This is a genomic window from Mycobacterium sp. 852002-51613_SCH5001154, assembly GCF_001667425.1.
Classification (GTDB): domain Bacteria; phylum Actinomycetota; class Actinomycetes; order Mycobacteriales; family Mycobacteriaceae; genus Mycobacterium.
Genome location: NZ_LZII01000054.1, coordinates 102,410 through 123,005, shown reverse-complemented (window position 1 = coordinate 123,005; position 20,596 = coordinate 102,410). Strand labels below are relative to the sequence as shown.

At 66.1% G+C, this 20,596-nt stretch carries 23 protein-coding genes; 6 read left to right on the top strand and 17 right to left on the bottom strand.

Annotation, left to right across the window (positions count from 1 at the left end; genetic code table 11):
• Positions 1–51: 51 nt before the first annotated feature.
• A complete protein-coding gene (locus A5750_RS14705) occupies positions 52–690 on the bottom strand; it encodes an MBL fold metallo-hydrolase (RefSeq protein WP_066955007.1) in 639 nt (212 codons plus the stop codon).
• Here A5750_RS14705 and A5750_RS14700 point away from each other — a divergent pair.
• The 3 genes from A5750_RS14700 (at position 667) to purQ (ending at position 2,373) form a co-directional block, all read left to right on the top strand.
• A complete protein-coding gene (locus A5750_RS14700; RefSeq protein WP_066955003.1) occupies positions 667–1,401 on the top strand; it encodes an ATPase in 735 nt (244 codons plus the stop codon). The two genes, A5750_RS14705 and A5750_RS14700, sit on opposite strands and share 24 nt — an antisense overlap.
• Positions 1,402–1,462: 61 nt before the next feature.
• On the top strand, positions 1,463–1,702 hold the full coding sequence (gene purS / locus A5750_RS14695; protein ID WP_066955000.1) for a phosphoribosylformylglycinamidine synthase subunit PurS: 240 nt from the start codon (positions 1,463–1,465) through the stop codon (positions 1,700–1,702).
• Positions 1,699–2,373: a phosphoribosylformylglycinamidine synthase subunit PurQ gene (purQ, locus tag A5750_RS14690; RefSeq protein WP_067263706.1), complete on the top strand. Its 675-nt coding sequence runs from the start codon at positions 1,699–1,701 to the stop codon at positions 2,371–2,373. The genes purS and purQ overlap by 4 nt, the downstream gene beginning before the upstream one ends.
• Here the strand turns inward: purQ and A5750_RS14685 are convergent.
• The 4 genes from A5750_RS14685 to A5750_RS14670 all read right to left on the bottom strand — a co-directional run bounded on the left by A5750_RS14685 (position 2,370) and on the right by A5750_RS14670 (position 6,228).
• On the bottom strand, positions 2,370–3,749 hold the full coding sequence (locus A5750_RS14685; protein ID WP_197505427.1) for a wax ester/triacylglycerol synthase family O-acyltransferase: 1,380 nt from the start codon (positions 3,747–3,749) through the stop codon (positions 2,370–2,372). The two genes, purQ and A5750_RS14685, sit on opposite strands and share 4 nt — an antisense overlap.
• Before the next feature lie 73 nt (positions 3,750–3,822).
• On the bottom strand, positions 3,823–4,638 hold the full coding sequence (locus A5750_RS14680; protein ID WP_066957849.1) for a lysophospholipid acyltransferase family protein: 816 nt from the start codon (positions 4,636–4,638) through the stop codon (positions 3,823–3,825).
• Between the two features lie 198 nt (positions 4,639–4,836).
• Entirely contained in the window at positions 4,837–5,313 is a 477-nt protein-coding gene (locus tag A5750_RS14675) for a hypothetical protein (RefSeq protein ID WP_066957851.1), read from the bottom strand.
• A gap of 96 nt (positions 5,314–5,409) precedes the next feature.
• Positions 5,410–6,228, bottom strand: coding sequence for a GntR family transcriptional regulator (locus tag A5750_RS14670; protein WP_066957854.1), 819 nt, complete (start codon positions 6,226–6,228; stop codon positions 5,410–5,412).
• A gap of 133 nt (positions 6,229–6,361) precedes the next feature.
• Between A5750_RS14670 and A5750_RS14665 the strand changes: the two genes are divergently transcribed.
• Positions 6,362–6,760, top strand: a complete 399-nt coding sequence (locus A5750_RS14665) for a VOC family protein (protein WP_066957856.1) — start codon at positions 6,362–6,364, stop codon at positions 6,758–6,760.
• On the opposite strand, the gene A5750_RS14660 is transcribed toward A5750_RS14665, so the two are convergent.
• The 9 genes from A5750_RS14660 to A5750_RS14620 all read right to left on the bottom strand — a co-directional run bounded on the left by A5750_RS14660 (position 6,754) and on the right by A5750_RS14620 (position 14,679).
• Positions 6,754–7,212: a cupin domain-containing protein gene (locus A5750_RS14660; RefSeq protein ID WP_066957859.1), complete on the bottom strand. Its 459-nt coding sequence runs from the start codon at positions 7,210–7,212 to the stop codon at positions 6,754–6,756. The genes A5750_RS14665 and A5750_RS14660 overlap by 7 nt on opposite strands.
• 3 nt (positions 7,213–7,215) lie before the next feature.
• Positions 7,216–8,670, bottom strand: coding sequence for an NAD(P)/FAD-dependent oxidoreductase (locus tag A5750_RS14655; protein ID WP_066957861.1), 1,455 nt, complete (start codon positions 8,668–8,670; stop codon positions 7,216–7,218).
• Between the two features lie 24 nt (positions 8,671–8,694).
• The gene (locus A5750_RS14650; protein WP_066957864.1) at positions 8,695–9,375 is read right to left on the bottom strand and encodes a haloacid dehalogenase type II; all 681 of its coding nucleotides are present in this window, start codon (positions 9,373–9,375) and stop codon (positions 8,695–8,697) included.
• 2 nt (positions 9,376–9,377) lie between these two features.
• Positions 9,378–10,109 (bottom strand): TMEM175 family protein, encoded by a 732-nt coding sequence (locus A5750_RS14645; RefSeq protein ID WP_231989200.1) that lies wholly within the window; start codon positions 10,107–10,109, stop codon positions 9,378–9,380.
• A gap of 153 nt (positions 10,110–10,262) precedes the next feature.
• Positions 10,263–11,144, bottom strand: a complete 882-nt coding sequence (locus tag A5750_RS14640; protein ID WP_066957866.1) for a DUF427 domain-containing protein — start codon at positions 11,142–11,144, stop codon at positions 10,263–10,265.
• Between the two features lie 46 nt (positions 11,145–11,190).
• A complete protein-coding gene (locus A5750_RS14635) occupies positions 11,191–12,237 on the bottom strand; it encodes a zinc-binding alcohol dehydrogenase family protein (RefSeq protein ID WP_066957868.1) in 1,047 nt (348 codons plus the stop codon).
• A 143-nt stretch (positions 12,238–12,380) separates the two neighbouring features.
• Positions 12,381–13,055: a TetR/AcrR family transcriptional regulator gene (locus A5750_RS26365; RefSeq protein ID WP_066957869.1), complete on the bottom strand. Its 675-nt coding sequence runs from the start codon at positions 13,053–13,055 to the stop codon at positions 12,381–12,383.
• Entirely contained in the window at positions 13,052–13,741 is a 690-nt protein-coding gene (locus tag A5750_RS26360) for a TetR/AcrR family transcriptional regulator (RefSeq protein WP_066957871.1), read from the bottom strand. The genes A5750_RS26365 and A5750_RS26360 overlap by 4 nt, the downstream gene beginning before the upstream one ends.
• A 65-nt stretch (positions 13,742–13,806) precedes the next feature.
• A complete protein-coding gene (locus tag A5750_RS14620; protein ID WP_066957873.1) occupies positions 13,807–14,679 on the bottom strand; it encodes an alpha/beta fold hydrolase in 873 nt (290 codons plus the stop codon).
• Between the two features lie 202 nt (positions 14,680–14,881).
• On the opposite strand from A5750_RS14620, the gene A5750_RS14615 reads away from it, so the two are divergent.
• The gene (locus A5750_RS14615; protein ID WP_067263700.1) at positions 14,882–16,585 is read left to right on the top strand and encodes an MOSC and FAD-binding oxidoreductase domain-containing protein; all 1,704 of its coding nucleotides are present in this window, start codon (positions 14,882–14,884) and stop codon (positions 16,583–16,585) included.
• A 14-nt stretch (positions 16,586–16,599) separates the two neighbouring features.
• Here A5750_RS14615 and A5750_RS14610 read toward each other — a convergent pair whose 3' ends face one another.
• The 3 genes from A5750_RS14610 to A5750_RS14600 all read right to left on the bottom strand — a co-directional run bounded on the left by A5750_RS14610 (position 16,600) and on the right by A5750_RS14600 (position 19,212).
• Positions 16,600–17,340 (bottom strand): SDR family NAD(P)-dependent oxidoreductase, encoded by a 741-nt coding sequence (locus tag A5750_RS14610; protein ID WP_066957877.1) that lies wholly within the window; start codon positions 17,338–17,340, stop codon positions 16,600–16,602.
• Between the two features lie 67 nt (positions 17,341–17,407).
• On the bottom strand, positions 17,408–18,205 hold the full coding sequence (locus A5750_RS14605; protein WP_067263697.1) for a family 1 encapsulin nanocompartment shell protein: 798 nt from the start codon (positions 18,203–18,205) through the stop codon (positions 17,408–17,410).
• Positions 18,202–19,212, bottom strand: coding sequence for a Dyp-type peroxidase (locus tag A5750_RS14600; RefSeq protein WP_067263694.1), 1,011 nt, complete (start codon positions 19,210–19,212; stop codon positions 18,202–18,204). Before A5750_RS14600 ends, A5750_RS14605 begins: the two co-directional genes overlap by 4 nt.
• A 109-nt stretch (positions 19,213–19,321) precedes the next feature.
• Between A5750_RS14600 and A5750_RS14595 the strand changes: the two genes are divergently transcribed.
• The gene (locus A5750_RS14595) at positions 19,322–20,584 is read left to right on the top strand and encodes a M18 family aminopeptidase (protein WP_082959116.1); all 1,263 of its coding nucleotides are present in this window, start codon (positions 19,322–19,324) and stop codon (positions 20,582–20,584) included.
• Positions 20,585–20,596 lie beyond the last annotated feature (12 nt).

The window sequence follows — 20,596 nt, the reverse complement described above, 5'->3', positions numbered from 1 at the left end:
AACCCTGGCACGCGAGCGTCACTCTGGCGCGACACTCGAGGTGAGTAGCGGTCAGAAGGTGACCGCGTCCTCCTCGGGCAGCACCTGAAAATCGGTCGTGGTCATCTCGGTGAGCCGGCCATAGTAGATGCCCCGCGCGTCCGGAGCGATGATCCCTTGGTGGATGGGCACCGCGCGCGCGGGTGCCACCGCGCGCAGGTAGTCGACGGCCTCGGAGATCTTCATCCACGGGGCGGCCGCCGGTGTCGCCAATACGTCCACGGGCTCGTCGGGCACGAACAGCGCATCGCCGGGGTGCATCAGTCTGGCGCGATGATCGCCGTCGCCCACCAGGAATGAAATGTTCTCTATCACAGGGATTTCGGGGTGAATGACGGCGTGTCTGCCGCCGACCGCGCGAACCGTCAGCTCACCGATGCTCAGCTCGTCACCGACGTGCACGGCCTGGCAGGGCGCGCCCAGCTGGGCGGTGGTTTGCGGATCGGCGAACAGCGCGGCATCCGGGTTGCCCTCGAGCAGCGCAGGCAGGCGGGTGCCGTCGACGTGGTCGGGGTGCTGATGGGTGATCAGGATGGCCGATAACCCCGTTATGCCCTCAAAACCGTGCGCAAACGTTCCAGGATCGAAGAGCACGCGGGTGTGGTCGAATTCTGCAAGTAGACAGGAATGGCCGAAATGCGTCAGCTGCATGACTACGATTGTGCCCCGACGGGGGTGATGCCGATGCGGGTGATCCTGGCGACCATGGTCGTGGTCGGCGGCCTCGCGGTGGCTCTCATCATCGCCGTGCCCGCACACGCCGAACCGCAGGCCTGTCCGCCCGTGTGTGACCAGATCCCCGACTCCGCGTGGATCCAGCGCCGAGCGGTGCCGCTGGATCCGGTTTACAGCTGGCCCCCGCTGGCTGGCCTGGCGGCGCAGGTGACCGGGTCGACACCCGGCCCTCGATTCCGGTTCGAGGAGGTGTGTTCCACGCCGCCGGTGCCGCGTGACCCCCGCGACTCGGCGGTCGTGGCACGCGCCACGGTCGCCCACCCGGATGGGCAGTGGCAGTTGCAGGCGCAGATCCTGCACTGGCGCGGCGATACGGCAAGCGGCGGCGCCATCGTCGGGTCGGTGTTCAGCAACGCCGTCGCCGCGCTGCGCTCCTGCCAGCAACGTGCGCCGTTGCAATCACCATCGATCACCAGCGACGAAACGAGCCGGATGGCCGCCGTGATCAGTGGTCCGGTCGTCATGCATACCTACCTGCTCGCCCACCCGGCCAGCAGCACGATCAGCGAGCTCACGCTCTGGTCGTCGGGCCCGCCGCAGGTCCCGTGGCCGGCAATGGCCGACGACCCCGTACTGAACGCCATGACCGCGCCCCTCTGCGAGGCCTACATTGCCTCGTGCCCGTAACGGCCGAGCCGCACCTACGCCGGTAGAGTTGGCGCGAAGACAGATCTGAGGAGGAGCGCCGGTGGGCCGGGTAGTCGTTCATGTGATGCCCAAAGCGGAGATTCTCGACCCGCAGGGTCAGGCCATCGTCGGCGCGTTGGGCCGACTCGGCCATCCGGGAATCTCAGATGTCAGACAGGGCAAGAGATTCGAACTCGAGGTGGACGACACCGTCGACGATTCGGTGCTGGCCGACATAGCGGAGACTTTGTTGGCGAACACGGTGATCGAGGACTGGACGATCAGCCGGGAGACCAAGTGACGGCAAGAATCGGCATCATCACCTTTCCGGGGACCCTGGACGACGTCGACGCCGCCCGGGCGGCGCGGAGTGTCGGGGCCGAGGCGGTCAGCCTGTGGCACGCCGACGCCGACCTCAAGGGCGTCGACGCCGTGGTGGTGCCGGGAGGGTTCTCCTATGGCGACTACCTGCGGGCGGGGGCGATCGCCCGGTTCGCCCCAGTGATGGGTGAAGTGGTGGCCGCCGCGAATCGCGGCATGCCAGTCTTGGGCATTTGCAACGGATTTCAGGTGCTCTGCGAGGCCGGGCTGCTTCCCGGGGCGCTGACCCGCAACATCGGGCTGCACTTCGTCTGCCGCGATGTGTGGTTGCGGGTGGCGTCGATCTCGACGGCCTGGACGTCGCGTTTCCAGTGGGGTGCTGAGCTGCTGGTGCCGCTGAAGTCCGGCGAGGGCCGCTACGTGGCCCCCGACGATGTGCTCGACGAGCTGGAAGGGGAGGGCCGGGTCGTATTCCGCTACCTCGACAACCCCAACGGCTCCCTGCACGACATCGCCGGAGTCAGCTCCGCCAACGGCCGTGTCGTCGGACTGATGCCGCACCCCGAGCACGCCATCGAAGCGTTGACTGGCCCCTCCGACGACGGCTTGGGCCTGTTCTATTCGGCGCTGGACGCGGTGCTTTCGGTCTAGGCGGAAATCCCTGCGGCTGACCGTAATTCGGCGAATGCTGCGCTGATGGCGTCGGTCGCTTCGTGTGGGTCGTCGAACGTCTGATCGTCGGTGAGCACGGCGACGCCGAGCTGGTCGACGTAGCTCCACACGGTGATATTGACCGGGGCGCCCGGCGACAAGACCCCGGTTGAGTAGATCTCGCTGACCGCCGCGCCGCCGAAGTGCCCGCGCTCACGCGGGCCCACCACGCTGGAGACAGCGACGTTCATCAGCTTGTTCGGCGCGTCGCGCCGCCCCAGCCACCGGAAAGCGGCCGGGGCAGCGGCGGTCGGCAGGTAGGCCATTAGTCGCCCGTAGAGCTGCGGGCCGAGGATCTCGTGGTCTTCCTTGGCAATTCGAGTTGCCAATGCCACCAGCCGCGCCCGGTCGGCGGCATCGGCAACGTGTACCGGCAACGAGATCATCAGGCCGCTGATCTCATTGCCGGTGATGCGGTCCGACTTGTCGGTCGCCGTCGGTACGGACGCGATGATCGGCCGGTCGGCCGCGCCGTCATACGCCAACAGCAGCGTGCGCAGGCCGCCGGCGGCGGTCGCAAGGATCAGGTCGTTGATGGTGATGCCCAGCGCCTTGGCCGTCGCCTTGGCGTCGGCCAGCGGCAGCGTCGTGCTGGCGAACCGCCGCTGAGGCGAGACGACGTTGTTCAAGAACGTCGGCGGGGCGTCGAACGCATCGGCCAGGTCCGGGTGGTCACCGCGTTGTTTGGACCGGCGGCGCACTCGCGTCAGCCCTACGGCGGCGTCCCTGACCAGCCCCGGCAGTTCGGCGATTTGCCGGGCATGGTCGCGGGCCGCGGCGCGCAGCAGGTCGGCGGTCGAAGCGGTGACGCCCGTTTCGTCGTTGTCGCGTTCGTCGGTTGGCCCGTCCTCGAGATCCATGGCGCGGGACAGCAGGTTGACGGACGCCACGCCGTCGGCCAGCGCGTGGTGAATCTTGCCGACGAGGGCGAATCGCCCACCGGCCAGCCCCTCGGCGAAGTGAAACTCCCACAGCGGCCGGCTGCGGTCCAGCGGCGTCGAGGCGACCTGGCCGATCACCTGGTCGAGCTCTCGCCGGCCGCCCGGCGGGGGCACCTGCACGCGCCGCAGGTGGTAATCGAGGTCGACCTCGCAGTTCTCCTGCCACATCGGGTGATGAAGCTGCCAGGGGATGTCGACGAGCTGGTAGCGCAACGGTTCCAGCAGGTGCAGCCGGCGACGAACGTGACGGCGGAACGCCTCGAAGCCGAACTCGGCTTCGGCGGGGTCGATGACCGCCACTTTCAACGTGTGGGTGTGCAGATTGGGCGTCTCGCTGTAGAGCAGCATGGCGTCCATGCCGTTGAGCCTCTTCAACCGCCACCCCGCCGTGGAATCAGCTTGTGCTGTCGCGACTTTCGCATGGCGTCTCGCCTTCAGTCATCGGACGTCAGCCGAGGATGGGGAGTCGGCGCTGACCGGCGAGTCGCTTGAGCGCCGATTCCATGACCGCGCGCACGTGCGCGTCGACCTCGTCGATGTCGGGGTCGTCGCCGAACTGGGCGGTGACGTCGATCGGTTCGAGCACCTCGGTGACGATCTTGGCGGGTAGCGGCAGGTTTGGTGGGAAGATCACGCTCAGCCCGAACGGGAACCCGAAGCTCACCGGGAAGATATCCATGCGCGCCTTCGTCAGCCCCAATTTGCGCGCCAGCCAGTTGCCGCGGGTCAAGAAGAGTTGGGTCTCCTGGCCTCCTATCGAGACGGTGGGCACGATCGGCACCCCGGCCTCGATGGCGGTCCGCACGTAGCCGGTGCGCCCGTTGAAGTCGATGGAGTTGGCGCTGAAGGTAGGCCGGTAGGAGTCGTAGTCACCGCCCGGAAACACCAACACCACCGCGCCCGAATGCAGTGCCGCGGCAGCGTTTTCGCGGCTCGCCTCGATAACCCCGAGGCGGCGCAGCCAGCCGTCCAGGGGGCCCATGAACAGGCCGTAGTGGCCCAGGGTGTAGACGGGCCGGTCGTAACCGAACTTCTGGTAGAACGCCGGGGAGAAGATCAACACGTCCGGGGTGAGCATGCCTCCCGAGTGGTTGGACACCACCAACGCTCCGCCGGACGGCGGGACGTTGTCGAGATTGCGCACCTCGGCCCGATACCACCGCTTGATGACCGGCCCGAGGGCATTGGCGACCTGCTCGGTAAAGGCCGGATCCCACTTGGCGGTTTCGTGGTTTTCGGCCGCCTCAACACCGCTGCCCTTCATGGCTTCCCCGTTGTCGTGTTCTTGCCGTTTGGTATTGATTGCCGGTGTGACGCAGATCTCAAACCTGAGTCCCGGATTGGCATGTCCTACTCTCCGTATAAGAGAATGCCATATTCGTTCGCTGACGACGCCGGACGGTATCCGAGAAAAGCCTGTGGCTCTCGCCCGCTGACAACGGGTGGCACCGGCGCGCGAGGATCAGCCGGCGTCGCGCAGCAGTGGATGCGCCGTCGGCAGGTCGCCGGCCGGGCTCAAGTCGTAAAAGAGGTCGGTCGCGTCCGCGATCGTGCGGTCGACGAAGGCGGCGAAGTCGTCGAAGGAAACGTTCTGCCGGATCCAGTGCGACCTGCGCGCCACCACACCGATTCGCTGTGGGTCGGACGAGCCGTGCACGATCGCGGTGACTTCGCGTTCCTGGCGGTTCCAGGTGTCAGAGAAGTGCACCAACCAGGAGCGCTCGGCGGCGGGGAAGAAGCACCCCGGAGTCACGCGAATGATCAGCACGTCGCCGTGCTCGGGCGAGATCTCGAGGTGGACGTGCAGGCGCCTCGCGACGGACGTGCGGGCGCTGGTGACGAAGAAGTATTCACCGTCGTGGTGGCCACGGAAATAGCGTCGCCCGCGGGTGCGCAGGTAATGTTCGACCAAGTTTGCGCACGTGGGCTCGTTCGTCATGAAAACATGCTGCGGCCAGTGGCTTTGCGGATGCTGGGAGACAAGCCATGGGCCACCGAAGAATCTGTTGAGAATTGGCTGAGTCGAGGCGGCCGTTCAGCGCCGCTCGACAATCCCCGCACCGGGCGCCGGCATGGTCCGGGGCAGCATTACCGAGAACCGGTACCGCTCGGGACGATAGTGGAACTCCACGACCTCCAGGGGCTTGTCGTCATTGCCGTAGCTGATGCGTTCAAGCACGAGCACTGGGGAGCCCAACGGCAGATTCAACGCGCCGGCCACCTCGACGGAGGCCCCCGCCGCGTGGATCTCATAGCCGGCCCGGGCGACGGGGATGCCCAGTCGCCGCTCCCACATCGTGTAGGTGCTTTCCATCGCCCGTGCGGGTTGCGTGTCCGACACGCTCGACAGCAGCGGTTCGACGGCCTTGCCCAGTCCCGGCGGCAAGTAGGCGATCATCAGCGCCAACGGCACGTCCCCGTCGCGAAAGCGCCGGTGGATGCAAAGGACTTTGGACAAGCCGAGCGTTTCGGCTATTCGTTGCGGGGGCTCATCGACGCGATGGGACAGCACGTCGACGTGTGGAGTGATCCCGGAGCTCGCCAAGACCTCGGTGATCGTCCGCACGCCGGAGCCCAATTCTTGTCTGACCGGGTTGGTCACGAAGGTGCCCAGACCCTGGCGCCGCACCAGCCAGCCCTGGCGCTCGAGCAGTCCGACTGCGGCTCGCACGGTTACCCGGCTCAGACCGGATCGATCGATGAGCTCCCGCTCGCTGGGCAGGCGTCCGCCGCGGGGCACGCGTTGCTTGATGATCGCGGCCTTGAGCGCTTCGGCGAGCTGAGTGCTCGCGGGCACGCTGCCGCGCCTGACTCGCAGATCGGCGGACTCGAGGTCGAGCGACCGGGTGGTCATAAGACGTATTAAAACGTCTGGTGGGTGGGGCGTAAAGGCCGCTTGCCGCGCCGTTGCCGCCCACAACCGACAACAGCCGTCGGATTACTCTGGCGCCGAGCGATTTTCGGCTGCACACCACAGGAGGCTGACCGTGGCATTCGCAGTGGAACGGATTGATCATGTCGTGCTGAACTGCACAGACGTCGAGGCCACCGCCGCGTGGTACGAGCGGGTTCTGGGCATGCGGCGAGAGACGTTTGGTCCCGCTGGCCGGATCGCCCTGCGCTTCGGGGAGCAGAAACTCAACCTGCGGCCGGTCGGGGCGCTGGCCGCCGACCCCGAGTGGATTACCGGGTCGGTCGAGGCGGCCGGTTCCGAGGACCTGTGCTTCATCACCCGCAGCGGCCCGGACGAGGTCCGCGCCCACCTCGCCGACTGCGGAGTTCAGATCGTTGCGGGACCGGTCGCCAGAACCGGAGCCTTGGGACCGATGACCTCACACTACTGCCGCGACGTTGACGGGAATCTCATCGAAATCGCGGTCTACTGAAGGGGATACAACGTCGGCAGATTCACCACGATCGCCTCTTGAGTGCTGCGCGCGATGACGACCTCCGCCGGTGCGTCTGGATCAGGGTTTTCCTCCCGGTGCGGCAGGTGTGGCGGGATGAAGACGTAGTCCCCGGGCGAAGTCGAGATGCGCACCTCTTGGGCGCCGTCGTGAAAGACGAATTCCGGGTGGCCGCTGCGAACGTAGATGGCGGTCTCCGAATCGCCGTGATGGTGATTGGACGACACGGTCGACGGCATTGCGTGTGTCTCGCCCATCCAGAGCTTCTCGGCTCCGACCGACGCGCCGCTGAGCGCTGCGAACCGACGGAGTCCCTCCGATTGCGCGGTGTCGGAAGTGATGTCCGATGCCCTGACGTGATGCACCCGGTTATGGGCGGCTTCCAATGTTGTCTCGTCGAAATCGGGATGGAATCCGTCTGCGGTGGCCATACGTCAATTATGGTCCGATGCATCCCGATACGCCTCGAGGAGCCGCAGCCACAGCTCGCTGACCGTTGGGAAGCAGGGCACGGCGTGCCACAACCGCTCGATGGGCACCTGGCCGGCGACCGCGATGGTGGCGGAGTGCAGCATCTCGGTGACCCCGGGCCCAACCAGCGTGACCCCGAGCAAGTGCCCGCGATCGAGGTCCACCACCATCCGCGCCCGGCCGCTGTACCCATCGGCATAAAGCTTGGCCCCCATCACCACATCGCCGATCTGCACGTCGACCGTGCGTACCCGGTGCCCGGCCCGCTCGGCCTGCCGGGCCGTAAGGCCGACCGCGGCGGCTTCGGGAGTGGTGAAGAAGGCCTGCGGCACGGCGTAATGGTCGGCGGTGGTTGCATGCCTGCCCCAGGGTGCGGTGTCCAACGGGCTACCCGCCGCGCGCGCTCCGATCGCCGCTCCAGCAACGCGGCCCTGGTACTTGCCCTGATGGGTCAGCAAGGCCCGGTGATTGACGTCGCCCGCGGCGTAGAGCCAGCCATCTTCTATCGCCCGCACTTGGCAGGTGTCGTCGACCTCCAGCCAGTCGCCGGGTGCCAGACCGACGGTGTGTAGACCGATGTCGTCGGTGAGCGGAGCGCGGCCCGTCGCGAAAAGCACTTCGCTGACTTCCAATTCGGAGCCATCGTCCAACTCGAGGGTCACCACTCCGCCGTTGGGCCGGTGCAGCGCGCGGACCGATACTCCAATGCGGACATCCACGCCGGCATCGGCGAGGCCGCGGCCGACGAGCTCGCCAACGAAGGATTCCATCCTCGGCAGAAGGCCCGAACCTCGCGCGAGGAGGGTCACCTGGGACCCCAATCCTTGCCATGCAGTTGCCATTTCAACGCCCACGCCGCCGGCGCCCACCACCGCGAGCCGCTCGGGGACGTTGCTGCTGTCGGTGGCTTGGCGGTTGGTCCACGGCCTGGCTTCGTCGATGCCGGGCAAGTCGGGCAGGACGGGCCGGCTTCCCGTGCAGATCACGACGGCGTGCCGTGCTGTCAACACGGACGTGGCTCCGTCGGACGCGGTGACCGCGACTCGTCGCGGGCCATCCAACCGGCCATGGCCGCGCACCAGGGTGGCGCCGATGCCGCCCACCCAGTCGGCCTGGCCGGTGTCGTCCCAGTCGCTGACGTAGCGGTTACGGCGGCGGAAAACTTTGGCGGCATTGATGGGGCCGCTGACCGCCTCGCGCGCGCCGTCGACGTGGCGGGCTTCCGAGACGGCAATCACCGGACGCAGCAGGGCTTTACTGGGCACGCAGGCCCAGTAGGAACACTCGCCGCCGACGAGTTCGCGCTCGACCAGCGCGACGCTCAGGCCCGCCGCCCGGGCGCCCTCTGCGGCGTTCTGCCCGATCGGCCCGGCCCCGAGCACAATGACGTCGTAGCCGCTTTCTTCGTGTGCTGCCATCGTTGTCGTCCTCCCCGTGATGCGTCAGCTGGCGACGAGCTTCGCGGCCAGCTGGCGCAGGTCTTTCGCCACCAGATCCGGTTGGGGCAGCCCGTCGACGGGCAGCGGCGGATTGCCGGGCCGGGTGATGAGCGCACCGCTGAAGCCGACCTTCTGGGCGCCGAGGGTATCCCACACGTGGGCGGCCACCATCATGCAGTCGGCCGGGGCCACTTCGAGCGTCTCGCACGCGTATCGGTAGACGGCGGGCGCCGGCTTGAAGGCGTGGCAGGCGTCGACGCTCAATTGCACTTCGAAGAATTCGGCCAGCCCGGAACTCTGCAGCGCCGTTGGCCCGTCCGGGTTGGGCGGTGAATTCGTCAAGGTGACCAGACGAAAACCGTTGTCACGTAGGGCGGCTAGCCCTGGCGCCGCGTCTGGGTGGGCGGGCATCGTGAGCAAGCCTGTCTTCAGGCGCTGCAGGTCATCGTCGGAGACGTCGACGTGGTGGATGACGCCCACCATGCGCAGCACGCCTTGGGCGAGGGTGGAGAAGTTCACATAGCTGTCCGCCAACGTGGCGGACATCGAGTACATGATCAGCTGGGCGAACCACTCGCGAAGCACCCGCTGATCAGCGAAAAGATCACTGAAAAGCGGTGCGAGGGAATCGATATCGACCAGTGTCTCGTTGACGTCGAAAACCAGGACTGACGGTACGCGCATGGTCACGGCTTGTCCTTTTTCAGAGTTGGAGCATCCGGCCGGAGATACCCGATCAAACACAAACAAATCAAAGCCATCCCCACAAAGGGCCACCAAAGCGCGGCCACGCCGGCCGTTGTGAAGACGCCGATCGTGATGAATGACCTCATCCGCAACAACCTGCGCATTCGATCCGTGACTTCTTCAGGAGCGGGCCGGTCGACCACTTCCCAGCACAGTGCGAGATACGTGATGTTTACGAGCACGAACACGAACGCATATGAGGCCACGGGGGCAGCGGCGAACCTACTGTCGGCGATCCACTCGGTGGTTATCGGGATGAGCGAGACCGAGAACAAATGCGCGAAGTTCGACCACACCAGCCGCGGCGTCGCCAGCTCCGCATAGCCGAACAGGTGATGATGGTTGACCCATACGATCGCGATGAACAAATAGCTGACCACATAGCTCAGGCCGGTGGGCCATAGCGGGATTAGGGCGCTGAAGCTGTGGGCGGTCGGAGGCTTGAGCTCCAGCACCAAGATCGTGATGAGCACCGCGAACACACCGTCGGAGAACGCTCCCACCCGGTCGGGACTGGATTTGCGCACAACCACTGCGCCCCCTTCAGGCTCGTTGATGGTTTCGTTCCTGCAACACCCACGCATTACCGTCGGGATCGCGGAAATCCGCAAAGCTCGCATAGTCAGTGCGGCCGCTAGCTGGGCCAGGAAGAAACCCGCCGCGCCAGCCACCGCACGTGTCCTTGTGCCGGGTGTCGCTGACCGTCACCCCGCGTCCCACAAGCTCCGCCCGGTAGCCTTCGATGTCGCAAACGACCAGGTAGAGACCTTGCAGCGAGCGATCGGGATCCGTAACAGGCACGACGACAACTTCGAGGGAAGCCTTCATGGGATCCCCGCGGTTGGTGTCTTCCCTAAGACCTCATCTGTGTCCAATCCGCGGTCGATGCCGTGGGGAATGACGGTCTGGCCTGGCTCGAGTTCAAGCTGTTCGCCGTCGAGGTAGACATCAATCTTATCCGGCTCGAAGGAAACCCAGTTCGCCACCCGCCTCACCTCGCGCCATGCGCTGAGGTAGGACCACGCCGCGCGTTTCCGGTCGCCGATATCGTAATAGGAGCAGATACCTTTGTAGGGGCAAAAGGTTTGCGTCTCAACAATTTCGAGAGCAGACTCGTCAATATCCTCGCGGGGCACATACCAGCGTGGCGCAAATCCTGACTCATAAAGCGCCAGCGGGTGCTGGGTATCGGCGATCACCCTGTCACCAGCACGAACAATCAGATGCCGTGCCGTGGAACGGATGTCGATGCGATGATAGGCGTCCGCGGCATGCCCGACGATGCGCTCGTCCTCTTCGTAAAAGGCGTCCATGGCGCGCCAGGCAAACGCGAGACGCCCGTCGAGGTCCGATGCATAGGGCGGCAGACAAGTATGCCGCCAAGCTGCGTGGCTGGCCTCCCGCTCCGCGACCTTGATGGTGAACCACTGCGTGCCACCAAGGTCCTGATGCTCTGTGACGCGATCCTCGGCCAACACGATGCCCGCCTCGATGTCGCCGAGCGGGAAGTAGGCGACCGGATAGCGACCCGGCTCGTGCAACAGAACCACGTTCTCGCTGTCAGCGATCCACCTGTCCGCGAATTGCACTCGCATTCGCCTTCGCAGCGGCTCGGCGTACAGCAGTCGTCGTGGTAACGGCTGCTCGGTCAGGAATCGTCCCGCTGATCCGGTCGCAAGCGGACCTTGCTGCCATGCCAGCCCCATCGTCTAGTCCCTTCCCCGCGAATTTCTTTGCTGGAACAGGCTTCTCTTATTGCATCACCACGACCATCTTGCCGCCGGCCTCCCCTGATTCCATCACGCGGTGCGCCTCGCGGATCTCGTCGAAGGCGAAGACGCGGGACGGCGTGGCCTCCAGCGTGCCGTCGGCGACCTGGCGTGCGATGTCTTGCAGGGGGACATCCGAGAGCGGAAAGCCGGGTGTCCCGAACACGAAGCTGCCGAAGAAGTTCCAGTTGACCCCGCTTGGCATGCGCAACAGCGGGTTGAAATTCCCGATCGGGTCCAGCCCGCCCAGCCATCCCGCCAGGCAGGCCGTTCCCTCGCGGCGCAGCATGTCGAGGGAATCCAGGATGGTGCTGTTGCCGACCAAGTCCAGGACGACATCGACCTGTTTGGCCTCCAGGAGATGGTCGGCCAGGTCGCGCCTTTCCAATTCGACGCGCGATGCGCCGAGCTCCTCGAGCATGGGAAACCGGCCGTGACTTCGCGCGGTGGCGATGACGCGCGAGCCGGCGGCGACGGCCATCTTGAGCGCGGCCTGCCCGAGCGACGAGGTCGCGCCGCGCAGGACCAGCGTCTGTCCCGACCTCAGGCCGAGGTTGCGGAAGAGGCATGTCCAAGCGACCGCGTAGGTTTCGGGCAGCGCGGCCAACTGTGCCCAGGGCAGCTCGGATTCGATGGCGGCGACGTTCGCCGCGCGCACGCGGGTGTACTGCGCGTAGCTGCCATTGATGGTTCGGCCGAGGCCGCCCATCAGCGCCGCCACTTTTGCGCCCACGCGGAACTCACCGCTCGGGCACGAGTCGACGATGCCGACGCATTCGATGCCGCTGACCTCCGCGGCTTCGGCCCATTCGCCCCGGCGCATGTGCAGCTCGGCGTGATTGATGCCGAAGGCCTTGACTTCGATCACCACTTCGCCGTCCTTGGGCAACGGCTTTGGGATGTCGGTGTAGACCAGGCTGTCCAGGCCGCCGAATCCCTCCAGGATGATCGCCCGCATGGTTTCCCCGCCGGGCCGCTCACGGACTACGGCGGGTGCGGAGGGTAGCTCAGGTGCATTGGTGGTGGACACGTGGCGCTCCTCCCAAATATCCAGCGGGGGCGTGGGGATATCGGCGCGCCACCAGAACCGGTGAGCTGCCGCAGACCTCACTGGGCCAACCAACCCAATTATTATGGGCTAGCTATCCCATTCTGTCCAGAGAAGCGGTGCGCTTACTTGGATCGGGACGTGCCGCGGCGCCGCGTCGAGGTGGCTCGGCTCGCGCGCGTCTGCGCTGTGAAGGAGCGGACGTAGTCGACGCCGGCGTTGACGGCGGCCCGCAGTGGTTCCCCATCCCCGGTGGCGTACGTCAGCATGGCGCCGCCTTGGTGGGCGACAACCAACGACACCGCCAGGTGCCGCGGATCGGCGTCGGGGCGCAGGTCGCCGCGCCGGCGCATCGCCATAAGACCGGTCTCGAACAGCTCAATCCACTGGTCATAACCTCTGGAGAGATCGTCGTGAATTTCGTCGTCGGCGTCGATCAGCTCGCCCGCCAAGGAGCCGTAGACGCAACCGCCGACGCGGTAGACGGCGTCTATGTCGGCGACGCAGGCGTCGGCCCAGGCCTGCAGGGCGTCGACGCTGTCCAGGGCGCCGAGCGGTGGCTGGGTGTGAAATGCCCGCACGTCTTCGCGGCGGGCGGCAACGACCTGACGGGTCAGCTCGCGTTTGTCGCGGAAGTAGTGCGCGATCTGTGAGCCGCCCACTCCGGCCGCGCGCCGTACCTGGTCGATGCTGGTGTTGGCGACGCCACGCTCGAACGTGAGCCGCGCGGCTGCATCAACGATCCGTGCGCGCGTCGCCAGTCCCTTGCGGGTGAATCGTCCCGGGCTTTCGGCATTCACGTGGCGGCCCTCGCGCGGCGCCGGGTACGCCGCGCCGGTCGCGGGGTTCGCTCGTCCGGATCGGTTGCGAAGGTGCGCAGGTAGTTGATCGCGAAGCGCACCGCGTCGGCGTGCGGCCATTCCGCCCGGTAGGTGAATGCCAAAGTGCCTCCGCCCTGATGGGCGGCGACGATGACCATCGCCAATCGTCGAGGGTCGGCGTTCGCGACCAAGGCGCCGCCATCCTTCATCCGCTGGATCGCTGCCTGGAGCAGATCGACCCACTGCCAATAGCCCGCCGCCAGCGTTTCACGCGTCGCGTGGTCGGACTTCGCCAGCTGGGCGGCAAGCGCGTGGTAGGTGGGTGTGCCGAAATATCCGATGCGCCTGAGGTATCGCATGTTGAGGTCGATCCACCGCTCGAAGTCTCCGAAAGAAGCCAGGCCACCCAGCTGGGGCTGCCGGTGGAAGTCGAGCACCACGCCGATCTGACGCCTGAGGACCGCGCGAATGAGCGCGCTCTTGTCGGCGAAGTAGTGGGCCAGCTGCGAACCGCTGACCGATGCCGCCTTGCGGACGTTTTCCATGTTCGCCGCGGACAGGCCCTCGGTGACGATCAGCTGGGCGGCCGCTTCCACGATGCGGTCCCGGGTGGCGCGCCCCTTGGCGGTCAACCGTTGTTCGTCTTGAACATCGGAATGGGCCATTGCGTCAGGCTAACCCGCGAGCCTTGGGAACTATGGGATATCCAACCCATTGATCCCGGAACCGGTCAGGCGGTCATGTCAACCTTGGTTAGGAAGCCGCGAATCAGCGCGGCGACGTCGTCCAGTGCGGACTCCAGCAGGAAGTGGCCGCCCTCAAGCAGGCGGATCTCGGCATCCGGCAGGTCGTCGGCGAACGCCTCGGCGCCGGCGGGACCAAAGATCTCGTCGCCGCGGCCCCACACCGCCAGCAGCGGTACCTGGCTGGCGCGCAAGTATTCGTGCAACACCGGGTAGAGCGGCGCGTTGGTTGCATAGTCCCGCAACAATTTCAGCTGCACCAGGTCGTTGCCCGGCCGCGATATGAGCGCGTAATCGTGGTGCCACGATTCGGGGTCGACGAGGGTCTCGTCGGCAACGCCGGTGACGTATTGCCATCGAGTGGCATCCAGCGTGAGGAACTGCCGGACCGCGGCCTCCGTCTCCTGCGTTTGTTCGCGTTGGTATGCGCGCACGATCTTCCAGAAGCTGTCGACGAATCCCGCGTCGTAGCCGTTGCCGTTCTGGGTGATGATCGCGGTGATCACCGACGGGTCGCGCAGCGCCAGCCGCCAGCCGATCGGCGCGCCGTAGTCCTGGACGTACATCGCGTACCGGTCGACGTCGACGGCGCGCAGCAATGCGGCAGTGAGGTCGGTCAGCGCGTCGAAGGTGTAGTCGAACTCCTGGACGGACGGCGCGTCGGAAAGCCCGAAGCCCAGGTGATCCGGTGCGATGACGTGGTAGCGGTCGGCGAGCATCGGGATCAGATGGCGGAACATGTAGGAGCTGGTGGGAAACCCGTGCAAAAGCACCAGGGCGGGATGGTTCGGGTCGCCCGCGTGCCGGAAGAACAGCCGGTGACCGCCGACGGTGGCGTAACGATGATGGACAGCCGGCATTGTTTTCCTCCTCGGATTCGCCCTCAAACAGCACGCGGCACCGGGCACACGTTCAGGAATCCACTGTCGCGCCGTTTTGGGTTGTGTCGCCCAGTATGCACCTGAGCGGGCACCGCGCAACAGTCCCACCTCCTGTTGCCCTCCGGCACGGAGCGGCATATTCTGGGCCGGCCGTCCCACTGGCGAAGCCCGGAGGTGAATAGTGGGCAAGCTGGTTTCGGTGAACGTCGGCCGCCCCAAGAACGTTCAGTGGCATCACAAGACCGTGTACACCGGGATCTGGAAAACACCGGTCGAGGGGCCGGTCATGGTGCGTCGTCTGAACATCGACGGCGACGGTCAGGGTGATCTCGGCGGCCACGGCGGCGAGCAGCGCGCCGTCATGGTGTATCAGACCGAGTCATATGACTTCTGGAAGAAATACCTGGGCCGCGACGACCTCGTGCCGGGCCACTTCGGGGAGAACTTCACCATCAGCGGGCTGCCCGACGACGAGGTGTGCATCGGTGACCGCTACCAAATCGGTGAAGCCGAGTTCGAGGTCACCCAGCCCCGCGTCACCTGCTTTCGGGTCGGAATGCGCCTCGACGAACCAAGGATGCCGAACCTCCTTGTCTCCCAACGCCGGCCGGGATTTTACTTTCGGGTGATTTCCGAAGGACAGGTGCGTGCCGGCGATGACGTCGTGCGTACGCGCCGTGGTCGCCACGAGCTCAGCGTCGCCGACGTCGATGCGCTGTTGTACTTGCCGGACCGCGACCTCGAGCTACTCCACAAGATTGTCGACGTCCCCGCGCTCAGCCCGGGCTGGCAGCAGTCGTTCCGGGACATGCTCGCCTCACCGCAGGGACCGGCGTCCGAGCCTCCGACCGTGATACCGGCGTGGGATGGGTTTCGGCCCTTACGGGTTAGGGGAGTGCGCCGGGAAAGCCCACAGGTGATGTCCATCGAACTGGAAGCCGAGGACCGTTCCGCGCTACCGGCGCCGCTGCCAGGGCAATATCTGACGGTGCGAATCCCCGGCGCGGGAGCCCCGGCGCCGCTGCGTAGTTACTCCCTCTCCGGGGACCCCGCCGCGGGGTACTACCGCATCAGCGTCAAGCGGGAAGAGCACGGACTGGTCAGCTCGTGGCTGCACTTGCACGTTCAGCCGGGCTCGGTCGTCGAGGCCGCCGCCCCGCGCGGAGAGTTTTGCCTCGTCGACGGCGGCGGCCCGGTGCTGCTGATGTCGGCGGGAATCGGCATCACACCCGTCTTGGCCATGCTGCACACGCTCGCCGAGGCCTGCAGCAGGCGCGACATCTGGTGGCTGCACACCACCCGTAACCGCGAAATGCAAGCTTTCGCAACCGAAGTCGCCAGCTTGATCAAATCTCTGCCGAGTGCTCGGCAGTCGGTGTTCTACACACAGACCCAAGGCCGTTTGGACCGCCCGGCCATCGCGGCGCTAGATATCCCGGCCAATGCCACGGCATACCTGTGCGGCCCAACCCAGTTCATGAGCGACATGCGCGACGCACTCACCGCGGAGGGCCTGGCTCCTGAGCGGATCCACAGCGAGCTATTCGGCGCCCTGCCGTCGATCAATCCGGGTATCGTCGACGGCGCTCCTCGCACGCCGCCGCACCCGCCGGCCGGACTTGCGGGAACGGGCCCGTCGATCACCTTCGCGCGCAGCGGCCTAACGGTCAACTGGTCATCCCAATTCGGGAGCATCCTCGAGTTGGCCGAAGCTTGCGACGTGCCCACCCGGTTCTCCTGCCGCAGCGGCGTGTGTCATGTGTGCGTCACCGGAGTTGTCGCCGGCAGGGCCAGTTACGTGCAGCCGCCGCTGGAGCCGCCCGAGCAGGGGACCATACTCATCTGCTCGGCGGCCCCGGAGACCGAGCTGGTGCTGGACCTGTAGCGAAAACCGTTGCGTCAGGCGGTGATCGCGCGTTGACCGCCGCTCACGGGCACCACAGCGCCGTTGACATAACTGGCGTCGGGAGAGCTGAGAAAGACGATTGCGCTCGCGATTTCACTCGGCTCGGCGGGCCGGCCGATCGCGGTGCTGGCCGCCACCGCCTCCAGCATGCCGGGTGTCGCGGTGGTGCCGGGGGTGTCGGTTGGTCCCGGCGCGATCGCGTTCACCCGCACTCCGGACCGGCCGAACTCGTCCGCCCAGACACGCGTCAGCAGCTCCAGGCCGGCCTTGGTAGCGCCATAGATGCCCGCGCCGCTGGCCGGCACCGACGCCGCGACGGTGCTCACGTTGACCACCGCGCCACCGCCGCGCTCCATCATCCCCGGCGCCAATTGCTGGACCAAAATGTAAGGGGCGCGCAGGTTCACATTCACGTGCTCGTCGAAGGCGGCGTCATCCGTCTCCACGGTGGTTCCGAATTTGTAGATTCCGGCATTGTTGATCAAGATGTCGACCGGCCCCGCCTCGGCCGCCAGGCGGCGCACGTCGTCGGGGTCGTTGAGGTCCGCCGCGACGAAACGGGCTCTCCCGCCGGCATTTTCGATCTCGCGGACGGTCTTCGCGCCGCGTTCGGCGTCGCGGCCGTGTACCACGACCTCAACCCCGCGTTCCGCGAGCTGGAGCGCGATTTCCTTGCCGATACCGGACGTGGCCCCGGTCACCAGCGCGGTGGAGCCGGCCATCGTTGCTGCCATCGGATCCTGCCTCCAGGTGAGAAGTTCACTTGCCTCACCGACAGCAGCCGCATCCCGGCTTTTATTCCTAGGAGCTCAGCGGGACCGCCGCCTCGGCGGTGTAGCACAGGAATGTCAGCGTCTCCTGCAGATACAGCCGCACGGTGTCCGCATCATGGCTCGTGTAGCCGATCGACACATCGGTCCCGAGTTGCAGATCGAAGTCACCGCCGCGGGTGGTAAGCACGAAAGCACCGTCGATGGCCGGCGCCCAGATGATGTCTCCCGGAACCAGCCGGTCGATGTGCTCGAGGATCGGATATCCGTGTTCGGTGGTCTCGCTGACCTTCGTATAGACATCGGCGGACAGCAACACCGAGTAGGGGCCGTCGACCCCGGCCAGCCGCAATTCGGAGATCGCCTGCGTGATGACATCCGGAATTTCGCGAGGATCGGCCGGCAAGGTCAACGGCTTGTTCGAGCTGGCGGAGCGGATGCCCTCGATCGATGCGGCGGCGTAACCCTCGAAGATCGCCCGGTCTTCCACAAACGCCAACTTCTTGGCGGCCTCCTTGACCGGGTCCCAGTCGGAGTCCTGCGCACCACGCTCGACATTGTCGATCTCGTAACGTGAGAGAGTGAACGGAACCCGCAGCCGGACAAGGGGTTTGCTCGCCCGCAGGTGAGCCCCCACGCCGTCAGACGGTGCCGCCACGTCGATCAGGCGGCCGGTGCTGACCGCCGCGGTGACCGGACCGCCGGGGCCGCTGACGTCGACTACCCGGCGCCCGGCGACATGGCGTTTGAATGTCCGGGTCGCCTCCGTTTCGATTTCGTCCCAAGCGGCTTCGGTGACCGGTGCCAGGTCGCGGTAGAGGTTGTTCATGAAGGGGTTCCTTTCAGGCTGCCGATCGAAAGTGAGCCGTCTTGTGCAACAGACGTTTCCGCCACCGGCGCTGCCGGCAGTGGCGGTGGATCATCAAGGAAGTCCACGGTGGGGGAGAAGAACAAGCCACCGGTGACCGCGGTGGAGAACTCGAGGATGTGGTCGGTGTTTCCGGGTGGATCACCGAGAAACATGTTGCTCAGCATCTGTTCGGTGACGCGCGGCGTGCGGGAATAGCCGATGAAGTAGGTCCCGTACTCGCCCTTGCCGAGTTCGCCGAACGGCATGTTGTGCCGGACGATCTTCAGCTCGGTGCCGTCGTCGTCAGTGATGACGTTGAGGGCGATGTGGGCGTTGGCCGGCTTTTGGTCGTCGTCGAGTTCGAGGTTCTCCAGTTTGGTCCGGCCGATCACCAACTCCTGCTCGCTGACCGACAGGGCGTTCCACGATGACATTTCGTGCAGATACTTCTGCACGTGTACGTAGCACGAGCCCTCGAATTCGGAATCCTCGGCGCCGATGGCAGTGGCGCTGACGGCCAAGGGGCCGTCGGGGTTTTCGGTGCCATCGACGAAGCCCAACAGGTCGCGGTTGTCGAAATAGCGGAATCCGTGTACCTCGTCGACGACGGTGACGGCACCGGCCATCGACCTCAGGATGCGGTCGGCCAATTCGAAACACACGTCCAAGCTTTCGGCCCGGATGTGGAACAGCAGATCCCCGGGCGTGGCTGGGGCGGTGTGCCGCGGGCCTTCCAGTTCGACGAACGGGTGCAACTCGGCGGGACGCGGACCGGAGAACAAGCGATCCCAGGCTCGCGAGCCGATGGAGGTGATGGCGGACAACCGTTTCGGCGGCTCGCGGAAGCCGATCGCGCGCACCAGGCCGGAAATGTCGGGCAGCGCGTCGTGCACCGTCGCTTCTCCGCCGTAGTCGATGGTCACTACCAGGAAGACCGCCGCAGGCGTCAACGGCTCGAGGATCGGCTGCGGCTGGACGGGAGGCACATGGGCGACCCTAGCGTGGCGACGGCGAGCGCAGGAAGTGCGCGAGCAAGGAGCCGCGCAATCGGACCTAGCGTGAACTCCGTTGTCGTCGACAGCCATGATGTTGGACATGTCGGCCAACGCCGCAGGCCTCTGCGATTTCATCGACGCCTCTCCGTCGCCGTTTCACGTTTGTGCCACGGTGGCGTCGCGGCTGACCGCCGCCGGATACACCGAACTGAGCGAGGCCCAACGCTGGCCGGACGAACCGGGTCGCTACTTCACCGTGCGGGCCGGCTCGCTGGTCGCCTGGAATTCCGACGGGCCCGACGGCCCGTTCCGGATCGTCGGCGCACACACCGACAGCCCTAACCTGCGGGTCAAGCAGCATCCGGATCGGCTGGTCGCCGGTTGGCGCGTCGTGGCGCTGGAACCGTACGGCGGGGCATGGCTCAACTCCTGGCTGGATCGCGACCTGGGCATCAGTGGACGGTTGTCGGTGTATGACGGCGCAGGGATCGAGCACCGGCTGGTCCGGATCGACGACCCGATCCTGCGGGTACCCCAGCTGGCCATCCACCTCGCCGAGGACCGCAAATCGCTGACCCTGGACCCGCAACGCCACGTCAACGCGGTTTGGGGAGCCGGTGCGGAGATAAGGCCGTTCATCGACTTCGTCGCGGAACGCGCCGGGGTGACGCCGACCAGCGTGCTGGCGGCCGACCTCATGACCCACGACCTGACCCCGTCGACGGTGATCGGCGCCGACGGCGACCTGCTCAGCGCTCCCCGGCTGGACAACCAGGCCAGCTGTTATGCCGGGATGGAGGCTCTGCTGGCCGCCGAGCCGCGTGGCGTCCTGCCCGTGTTGGTGGTCTTCGACCACGAGGAAGTCGGTTCGTCTTCGGATCACGGTGCGCAGTCCAACCTATTGAGCACCGTCCTCGAGCGGATCGTGCTCGCCGCCGGCGGCACCCGGGAGGACTTCCTGCGTCGGCTGCCCGAGTCATTGCTGGCCTCGGCGGACATGGCGCACGCCACCCACCCCAACTATCCGGAGCGGCACGAGCCCGGCCATCTCATCGAGGTCAACGCCGGGCCGGTGCTCAAGGTGCACCCAAACCTGCGTTATGCCACCGACGGGCGCACGGCCGCGCCCTTCGCGCTCGCCTGTCACCAGGCCGGGGTCGCCCTGCAGCGTTACGAGCACCGCGCTGACCTGCCCTGTGGGTCGACGATCGGGCCGCTGGCCTCGGCCCGGACTGGTATCCCCACCGTCGACATCGGCGCCGCACAGCTCGCGATGCACTCCGCGCGCGAGTTGATGGGCGCCCACGACGTAGCGACCTACTCTGCGGCGATGCGCGCGTTCCTTTCGCCTGAATCATTCTGAGGTTTCCGAGGC